At 63.1% G+C, this 16,404-nt stretch carries 15 protein-coding genes; 9 read left to right on the top strand and 6 right to left on the bottom strand.

Annotation, left to right across the window (positions count from 1 at the left end; genetic code table 11):
• Window positions 1-9 precede the first annotated feature (9 nt).
• Together HY556_08845 and HY556_08840 are read left to right on the top strand one after the other, a co-directional pair.
• On the top strand, window positions 10-1,278 hold the full coding sequence (locus tag HY556_08845; GenBank protein MBI4393885.1) for a cysteine desulfurase: 1,269 nt from the start codon (window positions 10-12) through the stop codon (window positions 1,276-1,278).
• Window positions 1,279-1,372: 94 nt separating this feature from the next.
• Window positions 1,373-3,823, top strand: a complete 2,451-nt coding sequence (locus tag HY556_08840; GenBank protein MBI4393884.1) for a PKD domain-containing protein — start codon at window positions 1,373-1,375, stop codon at window positions 3,821-3,823.
• Here HY556_08840 and HY556_08835 read toward each other — a convergent pair whose 3' ends face one another.
• On the bottom strand, window positions 3,824-4,387 hold the full coding sequence (locus HY556_08835) for a hypothetical protein (protein MBI4393883.1): 564 nt from the start codon (window positions 4,385-4,387) through the stop codon (window positions 3,824-3,826).
• Window positions 4,388-4,740: 353 nt separating this feature from the next.
• Between HY556_08835 and HY556_08830 the strand changes: the two genes are divergently transcribed.
• Entirely contained in the window at window positions 4,741-5,133 is a 393-nt protein-coding gene (locus HY556_08830; GenBank protein MBI4393882.1) for a helix-turn-helix transcriptional regulator, read from the top strand.
• A 62-nt stretch (window positions 5,134-5,195) separates the two neighbouring features.
• Here the strand turns inward: HY556_08830 and HY556_08825 are convergent, their stop codons facing one another.
• Complete coding sequence (locus HY556_08825; protein ID MBI4393881.1) at window positions 5,196-6,239, bottom strand: class I SAM-dependent methyltransferase; 1,044 nt, start codon at window positions 6,237-6,239, stop codon at window positions 5,196-5,198.
• A 107-nt stretch (window positions 6,240-6,346) separates the two neighbouring features.
• On the opposite strand from HY556_08825, the gene HY556_08820 reads away from it, so the two are divergent.
• Window positions 6,347-7,513, top strand: a complete 1,167-nt coding sequence (locus HY556_08820; GenBank protein ID MBI4393880.1) for an acyltransferase — start codon at window positions 6,347-6,349, stop codon at window positions 7,511-7,513.
• Here the strand turns inward: HY556_08820 and HY556_08815 are convergent.
• Together HY556_08815 and HY556_08810 are read right to left on the bottom strand one after the other, a co-directional pair.
• The gene (locus tag HY556_08815; protein MBI4393879.1) at window positions 7,510-8,847 is read right to left on the bottom strand and encodes a class I SAM-dependent methyltransferase; all 1,338 of its coding nucleotides are present in this window, start codon (window positions 8,845-8,847) and stop codon (window positions 7,510-7,512) included. The two genes, HY556_08820 and HY556_08815, sit on opposite strands and share 4 nt — an antisense overlap.
• Window positions 8,848-9,060: 213 nt before the next feature.
• The gene (locus tag HY556_08810; protein MBI4393878.1) at window positions 9,061-10,032 is read right to left on the bottom strand and encodes a flippase-like domain-containing protein; all 972 of its coding nucleotides are present in this window, start codon (window positions 10,030-10,032) and stop codon (window positions 9,061-9,063) included.
• A 79-nt stretch (window positions 10,033-10,111) separates the two neighbouring features.
• Between HY556_08810 and HY556_08805 the strand changes: the two genes are divergently transcribed.
• Complete coding sequence (locus HY556_08805) at window positions 10,112-10,876, top strand: ABC transporter permease (GenBank protein MBI4393877.1); 765 nt, start codon at window positions 10,112-10,114, stop codon at window positions 10,874-10,876.
• 2 nt (window positions 10,877-10,878) lie between these two features.
• Entirely contained in the window at window positions 10,879-11,613 is a 735-nt protein-coding gene (locus HY556_08800) for an ABC transporter ATP-binding protein (protein ID MBI4393876.1), read from the top strand.
• 70 nt (window positions 11,614-11,683) lie between these two features.
• On the opposite strand, the gene HY556_08795 is transcribed toward HY556_08800, so the two are convergent.
• A complete protein-coding gene (locus tag HY556_08795; GenBank protein MBI4393875.1) occupies window positions 11,684-12,832 on the bottom strand; it encodes a glycosyltransferase family 4 protein in 1,149 nt (382 codons plus the stop codon).
• A 129-nt stretch (window positions 12,833-12,961) separates the two neighbouring features.
• Between HY556_08795 and HY556_08790 the strand changes: the two genes are divergently transcribed.
• Complete coding sequence (locus HY556_08790; GenBank protein MBI4393874.1) at window positions 12,962-13,156, top strand: hypothetical protein; 195 nt, start codon at window positions 12,962-12,964, stop codon at window positions 13,154-13,156.
• A gap of 111 nt (window positions 13,157-13,267) precedes the next feature.
• Window positions 13,268-14,374: an NAD(P)/FAD-dependent oxidoreductase gene (locus HY556_08785; protein ID MBI4393873.1), complete on the top strand. Its 1,107-nt coding sequence runs from the start codon at window positions 13,268-13,270 to the stop codon at window positions 14,372-14,374.
• A gap of 21 nt (window positions 14,375-14,395) precedes the next feature.
• Here the strand turns inward: HY556_08785 and HY556_08780 are convergent, their stop codons facing one another.
• Window positions 14,396-15,061: a hypothetical protein gene (locus HY556_08780; protein ID MBI4393872.1), complete on the bottom strand. Its 666-nt coding sequence runs from the start codon at window positions 15,059-15,061 to the stop codon at window positions 14,396-14,398.
• Window positions 15,062-15,497: 436 nt separating this feature from the next.
• Here HY556_08780 and HY556_08775 point away from each other — a divergent pair, with 436 nt between their 5' ends.
• A complete protein-coding gene (locus tag HY556_08775; GenBank protein MBI4393871.1) occupies window positions 15,498-16,403 on the top strand; it encodes an electron transfer flavoprotein subunit beta/FixA family protein in 906 nt (301 codons plus the stop codon).
• Window position 16,404 lies beyond the last annotated feature (1 nt).

Below are 16,404 nucleotides of genomic sequence, written 5' to 3'. Positions count from 1 at the left end.
TGGCCCCATGTGCCCCTTACGCCGTCGCAGGCCCGGCGCCACGTCCCGCTCGCCTCGAAGGTGACGTACCTCGACAGCGCTGCGACGAGCCTCGCTCCCCGACCCGTCCTCGAGGCGATGGGCGAGTATTACGACGAGTTCGGAGTGAACGTCGAACGGGGTTCGTACGCTCTTTCGCGTCGAGCGACGGACGTGTTCGAAGCGGCGCGGGAGGACACCGGGCGCCTTCTTCTCAACTGCCCGCCGGAAGAACTCGTCTTCACGAGGAACATGACGGAGGGCGCGAACATCGTCGCTTATGCGTTGGGGCATCCTCGTTCGCGGCGCTCCGGGACGCGCCTTGTCGCCGGTCCACCGATCATGAGGTGGCGCCGCGGCGACGAGGTCCTCGGCACGGTCCTCGACCATCACAGCAACATCCTACCGTGGCAGCGGCTCGCCCTGGAGGTCGGCGCCCGTTATCGGCAGGTCGATGCGCCGGTGCGTGGCCTCGTTGCCGCCGATCTCACGTCCGTGTCCAGGAGGACGCGTCTTGTCGTCTTGCAGCATGTCGGGAACGTCACCGGCGCCATCAACGATGTACGCGGGATGACCAGGTTTGTGAAATCGCGAAACCCTGAATGTCTCGTCTTCGTCGACGGCTCCCAGGCCCCGGGCCACATGGAGGTCGACGTGAAGTCCATCGACTGCGACTTCTACGCCTTCTCCGGGCACAAGGGCCCCATGGGCCCCAAGGGCACCGGCGGCCTCTACGCTGTCGCAAAGACTCTCGAGAAGATGGAGCCGCTGCTTCTCGGGGGCGGCATCATCCGCGACGTGACGGCCACGACGCACAGGCTACGCGGCGACATGGCGAGCCGACGCTTCGACGCGGGGACCCCGAACATCCCTGGACTCATCGGACTCGGCCGCGCCGCCCGGTACGTGGTCAAAGACATCGGCCTCGACCGGATCAGCGCCCATGGGAAACAGCTCACGAGCCGCCTCACGGCGGGCCTATCAGAAATCGAAGGGCTCACCCTGTACGGAGACGGCGCGGACCACGCGGGTCTTGCAAGCTTCAACGTGGACGGGTACACGTGCCAGGAGGTGGCGAGCGTCCTCGACGGCTCCGGCATCTGTGTACGCGCCGGTCACCACTGTGCGCTTCCCCTCGCTAGGAAGCTCGGGGCGTTGAGAAAATTCGGGGGCGAGGTCCGCGCGAGCACACACTATTACAACTCGCGAGCCGACATCGACCGCCTGCTCGACGTCCTTGCGACGCTTTCGAAGGCGTGAGCGGGGACGACGGACATGTGGCCCCGCACGGAGGCGCAACGCTGGGAAGCAACCTTTAATGCGCCTCGCGCGCTAGCGCGACCGAGGCCCACGGATGCGACCGCGTCTTTTCCCATTCGTTTCCGCCGCGATGCTCGTGGCTCTCGCACTCGCCGGGTGCACGTCGGGGCCAGGGCCCGTCGAGACCGACCCACCGAAGGCGTCGGCCTCCGCGTCGAGAACGCTCGTGACCGCGCGAGAGAGCGTGACATTCGATGCATCGGTATCGGTGGGCGCCGCAGGGCCGATCGCGAACCACACTTGGGAGTTCGGCGACGGCGGCGTCGCATTCGAGCCGCGTGTCACGCACGCGTATCCGGCCCACGGTTCGTTCATGACGATCCTCCGCGTCGTCGACGCCTCGGGGAAAGGCGATTCGACGGCGGAGGCGCCGCTGCTTGTCCGTGTCCTTCCGGCGCCGATGGTCGTGACAGGCCTCAACGAAGGTTCGCCGCCTCGGGCGCGCCTCGCCGCCTCCGACTACGTCGTGGAGGCCGGTTCGACGGTCCGCTTCAACGGCCTCGATTCCTTCGGATACGTGCGTAACGCCTTCTTCACAGAAAACGGCCCCCTGACACCGACGAACAGTCCCTACGCGCGTTCGCGCGCCGACATCGTGAGACACGACTGGCTCGTCATCCGCGATGGCATAAGCGTCGACGCGGCGAGCGGCGGCCTTTTCAACAAGACGTTCTCGCAACCAGGCCTCTACACCGTCTTCTTGACCGCGTTTTCCGAGAACGGCCGAAGCGACGTGGCGGGCGCTAGCATCCTCGTCGTGGAGAAAGGGTCGCCGCGCCCGCCTCGTACCGACCCACGCGTCGTCGTGGCGATCCCCGATCATGAACCGGCTTCCATCGACCCGGGCTTCGCCACGGGATCGGCTGCAGCGTCGATCCTCGGCCAGACGTATGAGCGGCTTTTTTCGCCCGACCCCGCGCGGCCGGGCTTCGTACGTTCGCAACTTGCCGCCTCCGTGCCGTCGAAAACGCAGGGCACGGTGAGCGAAGACGGACGCACCTACACCGTCGCCATTCGCCGCGACGCAAGGTTCTCCGACGGGTCCCCGTTGAATGCGAGCGCCGTGAAGTTCAGCATCGACCGCGCGGTGCTCATGGGGGACCCGGTCTCGGACCGGGACCTCCTTTCCGCGATACGCGGCTACGACGTGTTCTCTGCCTCGCGATACCGTGCGGAGGACCGGCAGGCCTACTTGTCCGAGCGCGGCGTCGAGGTCGTGGACGATCACACCGTCCGTTTCAACCTTGACGAGGCCGATCCCGCGTTCCTCTCCAAATTGTCGACGCCCGTCGCCTCGATCGTGGACCTGCAGGCCTTCAAGGCCGCCCACGCGGAACGCGAGGGTTTCTGGGGCGCCGCGTCAACGCCGGGCGGCTTGCCGCCGCCCGCCATCGGGGACATCCCACCGAAGACGCGCGACCCGTGGGCCGACGTCAACGGGGCCGGAAGCGGACCGTTCGCCCTCAAAACCTGGAGTCCTGGCGACTACATCCTCCTTGAGAAGAGCCCCGGCTACCGCGGCGCAGGCGGCGTAGGGGTAGACCACATCCTGTTCGAAATCGCGGCCGAGACCGGCGCGAAGGTCCTTCGCGTCGAAAGTGGCGATGCGGACATCGCCGCGATCACGCCGGCGGAGGCGAAGGGGCTTCGCGCGACCACCCTCGCCCGATCGGCGCTCGTTTCCGGGCCGCGGCCTTCCGTGGGGCTCGTCTGGTGGAGCCACGACATCGAAAAGACGGACGCGTGTCCAAGGGACGCGGTGACCGGAGACCCCGATTGCGCCTTCTTTGACGACGTCGAGATGAGGACCGCGTGGTCGCAGGCGTTCGACTACTCTCGCGTGGTGTCCGATGTGCTCGGCGGCGGCGTTCTTCGGCTTGCGGGCCCCTTCCCCACGGGGGCCTTGGGGCATGACGCGGCATTGGCGCCGACGCCCACGGATGTGGAGGCGGCGCGCTCGCACTTTCGCGCTTCGCGCCACCCGTCCGGATTCGAGGTGAAGATCCATTATGCGGGTGGAAGCGACACGAGGAAAGCGAGCGCTTCGATCCTGGAAGCATCGCTTGAAGCGCTCGACCCACGCATACGGGTGACGCTGGTGGAGGTGTCGAGCGAATTGTTGGCGCCGATGATCGCCGGCGGCGAGGTAGCGGTTGCGTTCATGGGGGTGAATCCGGGGCATGCGCACCCGGCCGCCTACGCAAGCACCCTGTTCACGGCGGACGGGGCATACGGTGGACCGGCCCGCTACGATGACCCCACCATGGGTCGATTGATCGAAGAGGCGCTCGCCGCTCGGGATCAAGAATCGGCCCACGAGAAGTGGCGCCTCGTCGAGGCGAGAGCGGCCGAGCAGGCAGTCTTCATCTGGAACATCCAGGAAGCGGAGTTCCGGCTGGTCTCAAGGGGGATCAAGAACCAAGGGGGTTCGATCCTCGACGACGCAAGTCCTCTGGAGTCCTACGCCGGCCTTTCGAAGTCTTGATCAGCGGCGCTTTCCCTTGGCCTTCTTCGCGCCCTTTGCGGGCGCCTTGGCTTTGGCCGGGCGCGCCCTGGGACGCACCGCTTTCGCCTTTCGCGCGTGTGCCTTCGCCTTCTTGGCCTTGGCTGCGGAGCGTGCCGGTTTTACGGTGGCTTTGGCCTTCTTCTGGACAATCGCTTTGACCTTGACCTGGGGCTGCGGTTGGCGCCCGGCTTTGAGTGCGGGGCGTGGCGGCAGTTCCTGCGGGACCTCCTTCGGGGGAGGTCGGTACACGGGGATGACCCGCTTTGCCCGGGGAAGGCTCACCGGGTTCAACGCGTTGTATTCCTTGAACAGGGCCGCGCCGATGATGAACTCCTCGTGCGATTGGCTCTTGCCGTCGAAAAGGCGCACGACGTCGAACTCGACGACGTGGGGGCAGCGCTCGAGGATCTGATTGAAGGCTTCCTTCGCCCACGGGTTCTTCTCGATCACGCGTTTCCCGCGCTCGTACTGGGCGTCCATGACCTCCTTCCCGCTTTTATACTGCGGTTTGACTTGGGTGGAGGGATCTGCGACGTTTTCCATCTGTTATCGTGTTCCTAACACCGGCAGTGTATAAGAAGATTTGTCATTATTCCAATCGGTGGATGTGGGCCGCTAACCATTACTGGTCAAATAGCGAGGTCATATGCGGTACGTTCCTTGGTTCAAAAATTACAAAATTTACTTTTGAATCAATAGCGACATATTTGGCGTTGGCGAGGCACCAGGCGGCAGTGGATTCTGCGGCCACGCGGTCGTACGAGTGATTGCGCCCATGCGAAACGCTGCCTCCGCCGCCAGTCCCACGACCACGACGAGTTTCGGTTTCGCAGCGTAACCTGATTTCCAAACCATATTTTAAATATGGCCGGTGAGGTTACCGTAACCGGGTCACCATGGTGAAGGTGGAACTGATCACGAGCCAACCGAAAAACGACGCGTGCCCCGTCACTGAGACCATCAAGATCATCGGCAAGAAGTGGTACCTCATCATCCTCCACGAACTCACAAAAGGCGGCAAGGGCTTCAACGAGTTGAAGCGCAGCGTACAAGGGATATCAGCCAAGGTCCTGTCCGAAAGCCTCTCCGACCTTGAGACCAAGGAACTCGTCGTCAGGACCGTCCACAGCGAGTCACCCATCCGCGTCGAGTACAACCTCACGGTGAAGGGCCAGGAGCTGGAACAACTCTTCCACGCGATGCGCTCTTGGGGCGAGAAGTGGGACGTCTGCGGAGAAAAGGCGCCGAACGCCCGCGTCTTGGAAGCGCCGCTGACCCGCCTCCGCTAGCGGTATTCCCGGAAAAGTGTGGTCCAAGGACGCGCGTGGCGCGGCCGCTCCCCTCGCCGTCCTCAGGCGGGCTTCGCGATCTCTTCGCCTTCGACCCCGTAAAGAGGCGGCGATTCCACGGTGAAACCGCGTTCCACCAGTTTATGGACGAGCGAACGGTAATGCTCGTCTCCGGGCACGATGGTCTCGCTTCTCCCGGGGCGCGCGAAGAGGACGAAGACCTCGTTGGCGAGCACGGGTTCGAATGCCGAGAAGATCGCCTCCACGTGGGAACGCGTGAGCCGCTCCAAGTGGCCCTTGTGGACAAGGACCCAAACGACTTCGTCGTCCACTCGGAATGGCCAGGAATAGTCGGCGATGTAGTTGCGTATCACGACGTTTCCCGTGACGCCTTCGCCGGGCGAGCGCTCCCGCATGACACGGCGTAGCGCCGCACGCCAGAACGGGTCCCGTAGCGCCAGGTCCGCCGACACGTCGCTGAAACCTGCCGCGAACAACCCGGCCGGACCGTTTCGCTCGAAAAGCGCCCTCGCGGCCGATTGGAGCGTTTTCGGGACGAACGCGTCGTCGTTCGAGACGTAGAAGTAGCTGCGAAGGGGCGAGATCGTGTAGCAACCGTCGCCGAACTCGTCCCTCAAGACCGCGGCGAGGTCCTCGAGGCCGAACTCGTGCACGTGCGAATCGGAGTCGCGATGCGGCCCGTCGCGGTTCGGAGTCACTATCGCGATCGTTCCACGCGCCGTGCGCCGCATCTCGGAGACCATCGTGTCGGGCGCCGACACGTGCTCGATCACGTGGAAGCTCAGCACGTTGTCGAACGATGCCGTCTTGAACGGAAGCGCCTGCGCGTCCCCGCGCACACATTCCACGCCGAGGTCCCGCGCCGCCTTCAACATGGACGGATCGATATCTAGTCCCACGACCGAATAGCCGAGGCAACGGAAGTGGATGGCACCGATCCCGGGCCCGCAACCCACGTCAAGGACCGTGCGGCCCTTCAAGTGCCCATAACTTGCCGCGTACTCGATGACGGCCTCGACGGAGAGGGCAGCGGTCCGGCGGGCGGCGACCTCCTTTTGCGCCGCGACCATCGACGTCTCTGACACGATGGCCTCCGTTACGAAGGGCACCGTATTTATAGGTTCACGGCGGGCGCCGTGAACGCGAGTCGACGGGGCCACGCCTTTATGGGAGGACCACGGGTTGCGGGGGGGTGGACTCCGGGACTCGCGAGCCGGTCGTCGCCTCATCAGGGTCCCCGCTTCGATCGCGACCAATGTATCCAGCGCTTTCCGGTCTTCGCGGGGTAGCGGCCGCGGCCGTCTTGGCCTTCCACGGCGTCTACCTTTTCTCCCTCACGGATCCGAGTTGGCGACCGGGGTTTCTAGAGGGAATTTTGGCGCGAGGCTGGATCGGCGTGGACCTGTTCTTCGTCCTAAGCGCATTCCTGCTGGGCAGTGCGTTGCTCTACGAAGGGCAGCGCACAGGCGGCCGGGGGCTATTGGGTCGTTTCATGGTCAGCCGGTGGCTTCGCATATTCCCCGCCTTCGCACTTTCCATCCCCCTTGCCCTGATACTCGCCCCCAGTGTATCCGGAGCCTGGGTCCCGGCCACCGACCTCCTTCTTCACCTGCTTTTCATCCATAACCTCGACGCGGCCACATTCTTCTCCGTCAATCCAGTGTACTGGACCCTTGCCGTCGAGTTCCAAGCGTGTTTGATCCTGCCTTTCATCGTGGCGCAGGTGAGGAAAAAAAGTTGGGTGATCTTCGTCTTGGCGGGCGTCGTCTCGACGGTGGGCTGGAGGGCGGCGACCAACGATCCCTTGGATCCGGTGCGTTCGTTCGTCCTCGCGGGCACGGTGCCCGGCTTTCTCGCCCATTTCGCGTTGGGTGCGGCGGCGGCCCGGCTCGCGCACGAGTCACGCACGCCATTCGGTCTCTCCCCGACGAGGCTTTTCCTTGGCAGCCTTGCGGGCGCGGCCGCGACGCTCCTGTTCATCGATTCGCGCTCGACGCTCTCACCGGTTTGGACGGAAGGGCTCGAGGCGGATCCGTTCTTGAGGCCGCTTCTGGCCTTGTTCTTCTCGGGGACCGTCCTTGCCCTGGCCGTCGGCGAAAGACACGTCGGGCCCCATTTGGGATCAAGGCTTGCGACAGCGGCCGGCAAGACGAGTTATGGGACGTACCTGCTCCATTTCCCGATGGGCCTGTTCCTCGTGCACTCGGTCCCCGGCGCGACCGCCTTCGGGCTACTGGGGTTCCTCTTGGTCCAGTTCCTGGCGAGCGCAAGCGTCTCGGCCGTTTTCTATACGTTCGTAGAGTCGCCCGTGAACAGGCTAAGGGTCGGACTACGTGCGGCGCGGCCCGCGCTCAGCTAGACTTGGGCGACCGGCGCGACCGCTTTCTGCGTTCCCGTCGCGGCGTCCATCGACCGCTGCGCCAAGATCTCGAAGGAACGCGCGTGATCGCTCTCCGCTGGCGTGAACGTCGGGGCGGTGGGGTCGGCCGAGAGGATCGCGAAGACCTCGTTTGCATATACCAGGCGGAAGGAGCGTCGTATCTCGTCAAGAACGGGGCCCGGGTAGTCAGGAAGGCGTCCCTTGTGGATGATCGCCATCGTGACGCGTGCCCGGCTCTTCTTGTCAAGAAGCGCCGTTCCTCCTATCTCAAGCGCACTTGGCTCCACCGCCCAACGGAGCAACGCCTTGAACTCCGAAGGCGCGGCGACCACTTCGATCTGCGCGCCGGCCGCCACGGCCGCGTCGTAGGCGCTCACCCACGCGTGGTCTTCGGTCGGAAACCCAGAAAGGAGTTCGAAGTCCGTCCTGGATTGAAGCGTCGGCTCGCGGGGGAACGGGACGACCGCGTCTTCGACCTCTCTCAACGCGGGCGTCGGTTCGAGCAGTGCGATGAGTTGGAACGAGTAGCGGGCGTCGCGCGAGAGCGTCGAGAACACGGCATGCGCGATCTGCCAGATGTACATCGTCCATCGCGATCCTTCCACGGCTTCGATGTCGGGGACGAGCAGGCCCGCAGGTTCCACTGCACGCGTGCGAAACCCCGCTTCCTCGAAGAGCGAGATCCACTGGTCGTGTTCGAGCTCGTCGTGGATGGGGATGCGCCATCTCATCTCGATTTCTTTGCCGACGTCGTCGAAGAATGCCGTGCGCGCCTTCACGAGCCCCAACCGCTGCAGGTCGTCGGTGACGCAGAACACGCGGGTCAAGAGCGGGGCAAACAAGGCGTCGAAGCGATGCCCGCGCGAACGGAGCCGGTTCGCGAACTCTTCGCGGATGGGGCCGCTTTTTCGTCGAAGGAACCGGAAGGCCCTCGGCATGGGCATGATGTGCGGCACCGAGACCATGAGCACTCCGCCCGGGCGAACGAGTCTTCCCATCTCGAGGAGGATCTTTGATTTCGCGCGGTTCCCGACGACGTGCTCGACGATGTCAAGGCACATGACGACGTCGAAGGATGCGGGCTTGAAGGGCGGCGCTTGGATGTCGCCGGCGACGCCTTGGCCTCCGGCCGCCCCGAACGCCTTCATCGAAGTCAAGGAGATGTCGAGGCCGAAAAGTTCACGGGGGCGGGCGTCCTTGATGAAACGCCGCCACAAAATCCCGGGACCGCAGCCCGCGTCTACCACCCGCTTGTCTTTGGCGCCTATCCGCTTGAGGATGCGACGCACGGCCTTCTTCTCCCACCACGTCATCTTGAGAAGCGCATAGTTTGTCTTCGATGCCAGCGCCTCGTCGAACTCGCGATCGGAAAGCGTCGGGTCGCCGTGCGCGTTGTCAAGGTGCGAGTAGAGCTCGTTGTAGAAACCGCTTATCTCCTTGGAAGTGGGCCGGCGCATCTTGACCCTACTCGACCCGACGACGCGTATTTATAGATTCTTGGCGCGAAACGGGTGAGGCGTCACAGGTCACTTGTCGACCTGTTCTTCAGGACGTGGCGTCGCTGAATCCCGCCGGAGGCCCAGTTTTCCATAGATGTCCCGTCGTACCCAATGCATCAATGCAAACGTCCCCACGGCCAACGGCAGCCACAGCGTGAACAGCCGGACGAGGATGACGCCGGCAACCGCTGGGGCCGCGCCGACGCCGAGTACCACGAGAGTGCCTGCTATCCCGCCTTCCGCTAGTCCTATGCCGCCTGGGAGGAACGCCACGGCGCCGGCGATGGAGCCTAGGCAATAGGCGGCGACCGCGATCGCAAGCGTCGGGGCCGCGCCTAATTCACGGAGCAATACGTAGAGCACGGACGCTTCAAGGAGCCACGACACGGAGGCTATGAGCAGCGCTAGGATGAATGGGCGGGGGCGGCACAGGATCTCGAACTCCGAAAGCGACGATGAGGCGGCCTCCGAGACTGTTCGAAGCGCCTTGACGCGCGAAGTAAACCCGAAGAGCATACGCAACTTCCCCGAGCTCGTGAAAAGGACGAACGTGAAGGTGGCGGCCAGGGCCGCGATGGCCGATAGGCCTAGGTTGAACGTCGTCGCAACCAATGCAAGGATCACGAAGGCCGACAAGAGATCCGTGGATCTTTCAAGGAGAAGGCACGCGAGGCTCTTCTCGATCCTGACGCCTTCCTTCTCGGCGAGTAGATGCGGTTTCAGGAGTTCACCGGCCTTTCCCGGCGTCACGGCCATCGAGAGGCCGGCAAGGTACGAGCGATGGGCCGCGAGCATGGACACCTGGACTCCCAGGATGCGTAGTAGCGCCGCCCAGCGAAGGGCCCGCGCCTCGTAGGAGATCGCGACGATGGCGATGCAAAGGCCGATCGTCTCCGGGCGCGGGGTCGGAAGCCCGGCCGAGGGCACTCCGGAGAGCGCGACCGCGAACGAATAGACGACGACTGCAATGAGGAGGGCGATCGCGAGCTTCCTTTTCACACGCCTTCGTTTGCACTATGGGCTCTGCCTATAACTTCTATTCCATTACGCTCAAGAAGGGGAGAGGGGATTTCCCGCCGTGAACGGGCAGCACTTGGACCTCATCTACGAGCTCACCATGGCAGAGCTTCGGATAAGGTACAAGAACTCGGCGTTGGGGTTCGTCTGGTCGCTTCTCGAGCCCTTGTTGGTCTTCACGATACTGTACGTGGTCTTCAGCCAGATAATGCGGGGCCTCGAGGAGACCGAGCGCTTCTACCAACTCTATCTTCTCCTCGGGATCATCCTTTGGCGACTCTTCGAGATCGGGACATCGCTTTCGGTCGTGAGCCTCACCGGTAGGCCGTGGCTCGTGCAGCACGTCTACGTCCCCCGCCAGTACATCGTGGCGGCGACCTGCCTTTCCGCCCTCGTGACGGCGCTTCTGGAACTCGGGATACTCTTCGTGTTCGTGTTCGCTCTCGGGGCCGGGGGACTCGTGAGCGCTCTTGCGCCTTTGTTCGTCTTGTTCCTCTTCGCGTTCACGCTCGGCGTGAGCCTGATGGTCGCGGCGTTGAACGTCTATTTCCGCGACATCCAGCATATCTGGCGCGTCGTCTTGCAAGCAGGGTTCTTTGCGACCCCCATTCTGTACCCCCTCGAATTCGTGCCCGTGTCCGTCCGGTGGGTCTTGGAGCTCAATCCCCTGACCCATCTCTTCACGGCGCTACGGGACGTGATCCTTCATGGCACGGTGCCGGCGGTGTTGGAGGTCGCTCTTATGATGTTCATCGCAATCGGTACGCTCGTGATCGGTTACGCGCTATTCAGGGAATTCGAGCCGCGCATGGCGGAGGAGGTGTGAAGATGGCACGAATCGTCGCCGAGAACGTCTCGAAGCGTTTCCTTATCCCTCGTGAGAAGAAGACGACGTTCTTCGAGTCGTTGGCGCAGCGCAAGGGCGATGCGACCGCCGACCAGGTGTGGGCGTTACGCGACGTCTCGTTCGACCTCCGATCTGGCGACTCGTTGGGTGTCGTGGGGCGTAACGGTGGCGGGAAGTCGACACTCCTTCGCCTCATCGCGGGGATACTCCGCCCGACATCGGGGCGCATCAAAGTGGAGGGCCGGATGACGCCGCTTCTCGCGCTCGGCGTCGGGTTCCAGCCCGATCTCACGGCGGAGGACAACGCGATACTCTACGGCACGATAATCGGGCTTCGTCGGCGCGAGGTCAAAGACCACCTGGACGACATCTTCGATTTCGCGGAGTTGCACCGCTTCAGGCGGGCGAAGCTCAAGAACCTTAGCGCCGGGATGACGATGCGCCTGGCGTTCGCCGTCGCGGCGCAGAGCAGGAACGAGATAATACTCGTCGACGAGGTCCTGGCCGTGGGCGATGCCCAGTTCCGGGAGAAGTGCCTCCAGTTCTTCGACGAGTTCAGGGCGGGCGGCGGGACCATGGTCTTCGTCTCCCACGATTGGCAGGCGGTCGAGAAGTACTGCAACAAGGCGCTCTACCTACGCGACGGCGCCCCGGTGGCGCTTGGCGACGCCACGACGGTATTACGCCAGTACGCGATAACTGACATCGCGCCTTGAAAGATCAGGAGTCGGTGCGACACGCGCGCCCGACGAGCGGACGCCGCGGGGAAAGAAACGGACGCCCCCGTCATTGCGGCGCGTAGCCGAGGTTCGATTCTAGCGTCTTTAGGTACTTCTTCACGACCTTCTTCCACGAATACTCCTCGGCGAATTCGCGGGAGATGAGCGACGCTTTCTCGTACCGGCCCCGTTGCTCAAGGAGTTCGATGCACCTGTCGGCAAGACCGTTGACGTCGAGTTCCGGGGCGAGCCACGACGTGTCCGCGACGACTTCCGAGTGCGAACAGATGTCGTAGCCAAGGGCGGGCAGGCCGCATGCTTGTGCTTCGAGCATCGGCATCCCGAAGCCCTCCCATTTCGAGCCCGAGACGAAGATGTCGCCCAATTGGTATATCTTCGGCATCGTGAGGTTGTTCACGTTCGTGAGGAAGCTCACGCGCGGCTTCTTGTCCTCCATGAGGCCGAGCGACTTCGCGAGGTCCTTCAATTTCTCGAAGTAGGCGGGGTTGTGCATGGAGCCGGCGATGATGAGGCGAAGCTCGGGGTCCTGCATCTGGTCTAGGACGCGCTTGAAAGTGACGATGACGTCGTCGTGGCCCTTGTGCGGCGTGAAGCGGCCGACGGAGAGGATGGTCTTGCCGCGCTTCTCGAAGGGCTTGAACTTGTAGGCGTCCGTGTCTACGCCGTTCGGCACGACCTCGACGGGGATCGAGTCGTCGACCTCGTGTATCTCACGCTCCCCGTACTTGCTCACGGAGATGACGAGGTCCGCCTTCTTCATCTGGCGGAGCATCGAGTAGTACTCCTTCTTCAATACCTTCGCCTCTTCGAAGGACTCGACGAGGTGCGGGAAGGTGACGGAGTGCCACGTGATGACGAGTTTGCGCCGTCCGCTCTTCGGAAGGTGCGTCATCGGGTAGTATTGGGCGTCTATCACGTCGGCGTCCCAGAGGTACCGGCGGTAGTACGTGTTGAGAAGGGCCCGGGCGGGCCACGAGAAACGCGTCCACTTGTTCGACGAAAGGCTGTGGATGAGGCGCGGGGCCTTGTAGGATTTCGCGTCGCGCTCGAGGCTTGAGGTCTGCTGGAGGCAGATTATCCGGGAGTCGATGGAGCTTGGAAGGTTCCGGCTGAGCTCGCGAACGCGCGTCTCGATGCCGAACCCGTCCCGAAGGAAGGGCGTCGCAAGCACTATCCGCTCTAGCTTCCGCGGCATCGCCGAACCAACAAGGAGGTTGGATTTAACGGTTTAGGGGGAAAAGGCCCGCCTGCGAGGGGCGAAGTGCGGGGAAGCCCGGCTCTTCCCCGCGTCCCGCTGCGAAACGTTGATAAACGAACCGCCTCTATGCCGCAACTTGAGGATACCGTGGCGGCCGACTCCAAACTCGCGTTCGTCCTGATTTTCATAGGCCTGCCTTTCGCAAGCCTGGCCGTCGACCTTTACCTCATATCGTTCTCGCTGGAGCTCCTGATAATCTCGATCCTCTGGTTCGGGCTCGGGCTGCTCCTCGTCCCCTTGTTCTTCAACGCCGACGAATGAGAACAGGCAGGGGAGGATGATCGACCCTTGCGATCCGGACGCGCGGGTCCCGAGAGACCGGGGCGAGCGCCTGAATAAGCAATTATACCCCTTTCGATGATTCGCGCTCCCGTGGCGAAGCCCATTGACATCAAGATCGTCGGAGGCGGCCTCGCGGGGCTCATAAACGCCCTCCAGATAATGGAGCGGCCGCACGCCTCGGGCCGGCCATACGACATCACGATCTACGAGATGGCGCCGGAGGCGTACACGACGCTCTGCGGCGAAGGGATATCCCACAAGAACCTGGCCCGCTTCAAGGCGTTCGACTCGTTCCCGTACACGTCGCAATCGTTTCCCGGCGCCGTCTGGTGGTACCCGGGGCCACGGAAGATCGAGATCAACGAGCGCTGCTACACCATCGAAAGATGCGACTGGATCCCCGCGATGGCTGCAGAGTTCCAAAAACGCGGCGGCAAGTACGTCACGGGAAAGCGCATCGGCGCCGATGACATCGCAAGGATGCAGTACGATGTCCTCATAGGCGCCGACGGTCCCGGCTCGAAGGTGCGGGCATTCATCGGCGGCGAAGTCGATGTGAAACTCGGCATCCAATACCGGATCGTCGATTCCAATTACAAGACAGACCGCCTCGAGTTCTACACGGACAAGCGCTGGTGCAGCGAGTACGCGTGGATATTCCCGAAAGGCGATGTGCTGAACGTCGGTATACTGGCAGACACTGGTAACGACTGGCACCGGCTCGACGCCTTCTCAAAGCATTACAACGTGGGCGGGCGCGTGAAAGTGAAGGAAGCGTACCCGATCGGGTTCTCTGGCAACATGTGCCAGAAGGGGAACATCGTGCTCGCCGGCGATGCCGGGGGGTTCACGAACCCGGTGACGAAGGGCGGCATTGCTGCCGTGATACTCGCGAGCGAGATCCTCGCGGATTGCATCGCAACGGACCGGCTCTCCGACTACCAATCACGTGTCTTCGCGCATCCGATCATGGACCCGAGCTTCAAGAACGCCGTGAAGTACCTCATCGACATGGACAACGACGAGATGGTGAGGCTCGCAAGGTATCTCCCCACGACGCTCGTCTTCGGCGAGGGTTCGAGCCGGGGCCGCTACCTCATCCCGGTGCTTCTCACGGCGCTTCTCAATCCTGGGAAGTACAAGGAGATCAAGACGATATATCGGGCGATGTCCTTGTCGAAGGATTATTCGTGGTGAGAAGCGCCAGACACGCGGGCATCACGACGTGGATTCGACGATCGCTGTCCCCGCTATCATGAAATCCTGCCCTGCATCCACGAAAGTGTAGACGGGGTCTGGCGTCATCGAGATGGTCGACACGACGAAGCCAAGCGATTGCCCTTCCTTGAGCATGAGCCCCTCCAATTTGATGATGAGCGGGGATGGTCCCCCGACCGTCTTCACCCCGTCGAGGCACTGGCCACCCTGCCCGCATGTGTAGGCGGCGCCGACGGTCAGCCGAAGGTGGTCGGAAGCGGGGGTCGTCGCCATCCAGGTCATCGCCACTTCTGCGGCGACGGGTCGGCCGGTGAGCTTGGGAAGGTACCATTCGTTGCCGGTGCCAGGCACACCCGGCCCGCTGCAACTTCCGAGGCCAGAGGGAAGGCACGCCCCGACGCCTGTGTTCCCTTCGAACGCGAGCTTCTCCTCCTTCCGAACCTTTTGTGGAGCCGCGGCCTCGGTCGACTCGTTTCCGACGGTCACGTTGGCGCCTTCCGCGTCGACGGATACTTGGGTGCCGCCGCTGGATTGGTGCGACGAAGCGCTGCTGGTCGATATCGTACTTGTCGAGGCGTCGTCCGCGGTCACGTCTGATTGCACGCAACCGGCGGTGACGACCGCGACCGCGCAGATTAGCCCTGACAGGAATCCTTTGGTAGACATTGTTCTCCTCTCCGACCTCTTGCGGGCCCCTCTCGACTTGACCAAGTGGGCGCCGATGTCGGCGCATCGACTGCATGGGGCCGGACAGGAGTCGCCCCTTGGCGTCTTGAATGTTTTGGCGAAAGGGTTTGCGCACCGCCTCAAAGATGTACCTATTTGTATGTATGTTGCGGATTGTGAAGATGGAATGACTCGCGTCCCGCCAAACGGTCCCATCCCGGATATTAGGGTAGCCAACCTCGTGCGGAACGGCAGGCAGGAGCCTTTCCGGGCGCGCTTTCGCGCTTGGCGCCGTGGCGCACTTTTGGTGCGCCCGGCCGAGCGCACACCCGGTGTGCGCGCCGGCGAAAGGGTGCCGTACCTGCGAAACATTAAAACGCTGTCGACGATTCCCGCGGCTTGTGCCCTTCCTCTTGGGGCTTTAAACGGTGCTGTCATGGCTTTCAACTACGTCGCGCTCGTGAAAGGCGTCCCGGATTTTCGCGAAGGTGTAGTCAAGTTCAAGGATGACAACACGCTCGATCGCGGCTCCACCCCCACCGTCCTCAACCCGAACGACAAGTTCGCGCTCGACGCGTGCCTTGAGATGAAGGTGAAGTACGGCGGCACCGTGCACATCGTGTCGATGGGACCTCCGAACTACAAGAAGGTCCTCGAAGAGGCGATGACGACCTACGGGGACCGGGCCTACCTTCTTTCTGACCGCAAAATGGGCGCTGCGGACACGCTGGCGACGGCCGAAACGATTGCGGCCGGCGTCAAGAAGATCGGCGCGGAGTCCTGCCAAGCACCGAACGGGTCCGGACAGATCGACCTCATAATCGCAGGGTTCAAGTCCGCCGACGGCGAGACCGGCCAGACCGGACCCCAAGCCGCGTGGAAACTCGGCTACTCGCTCCTCACACACGTCGTCAAGCTCGAAGTCGACGAGAAACGACGCCTGGTGCGCGCGTGGCGGACGGTGTACGGCGAGATCGAAGAGGTCGAGGCGCCGCTTCCCGCGTTCGTCGTGACCGACCCCCAGTTCAAGACCAACTACAGGCTTGCCACCCACCGCCTCAAACTCCTCAACCTCCAGGACGAGACCATGAGCCGAGCGAAGACCATCGACCCCGTCTTCAAGGTGTGGAGCGCCGCAGACCTCCAACTCGCCGACGAGAAGATAGGCGTGCTCGGCTCGCCTACGATCGTGAAGATGGTGGAGCCGATCCCCCAAGCGCCCCGAGAGCGAACGGCCGAAGTGTTGAACGGCACAAGCGACGAGGAACTTAACGTGCTCGTGAAGCGGATCACCGCCATCCTCGAAGGTCCCGCAACACCGGTGACAAAGGGAGGCCACTAGG

The organism is Euryarchaeota archaeon, assembly GCA_016207515.1.
GTDB lineage: Archaea > Thermoplasmatota > SW-10-69-26 > JACQPN01 > JACQPN01 > JACQPN01.
Note: the sequence above shows the minus strand (reverse complement) of the source record. Positions and strands in the feature narration are given on the sequence as shown.

Excerpts from the sequence above, each read along its gene's own strand:
- HY556_08840 (MBI4393884.1), top strand. The coding sequence starts at position 1,373 with ATGCGACCGCGTCTTTTCCCATTCGTTTCCGCCGCGATGCTCGTGGCT.
- HY556_08835 (MBI4393883.1), bottom strand. The coding sequence starts at position 4,387 with ATGGAAAACGTCGCAGATCCCTCCACCCAAGTCAAACCGCAGTATAAA.
- HY556_08830 (MBI4393882.1), top strand. The coding sequence starts at position 4,741 with ATGGTGAAGGTGGAACTGATCACGAGCCAACCGAAAAACGACGCGTGC.
- HY556_08815 (MBI4393879.1), bottom strand. The coding sequence starts at position 8,847 with ATGACGTGGTGGGAGAAGAAGGCCGTGCGTCGCATCCTCAAGCGGATA.
- HY556_08800 (MBI4393876.1), top strand. The coding sequence starts at position 10,879 with ATGGCACGAATCGTCGCCGAGAACGTCTCGAAGCGTTTCCTTATCCCT.
- HY556_08795 (MBI4393875.1), bottom strand. The coding sequence starts at position 12,832 with ATGCCGCGGAAGCTAGAGCGGATAGTGCTTGCGACGCCCTTCCTTCGG.
- HY556_08790 (MBI4393874.1), top strand. The coding sequence starts at position 12,962 with ATGCCGCAACTTGAGGATACCGTGGCGGCCGACTCCAAACTCGCGTTC.
- HY556_08780 (MBI4393872.1), bottom strand. The coding sequence starts at position 15,061 with ATGTCTACCAAAGGATTCCTGTCAGGGCTAATCTGCGCGGTCGCGGTC.
- HY556_08775 (MBI4393871.1), top strand. The coding sequence starts at position 15,498 with ATGGCTTTCAACTACGTCGCGCTCGTGAAAGGCGTCCCGGATTTTCGC.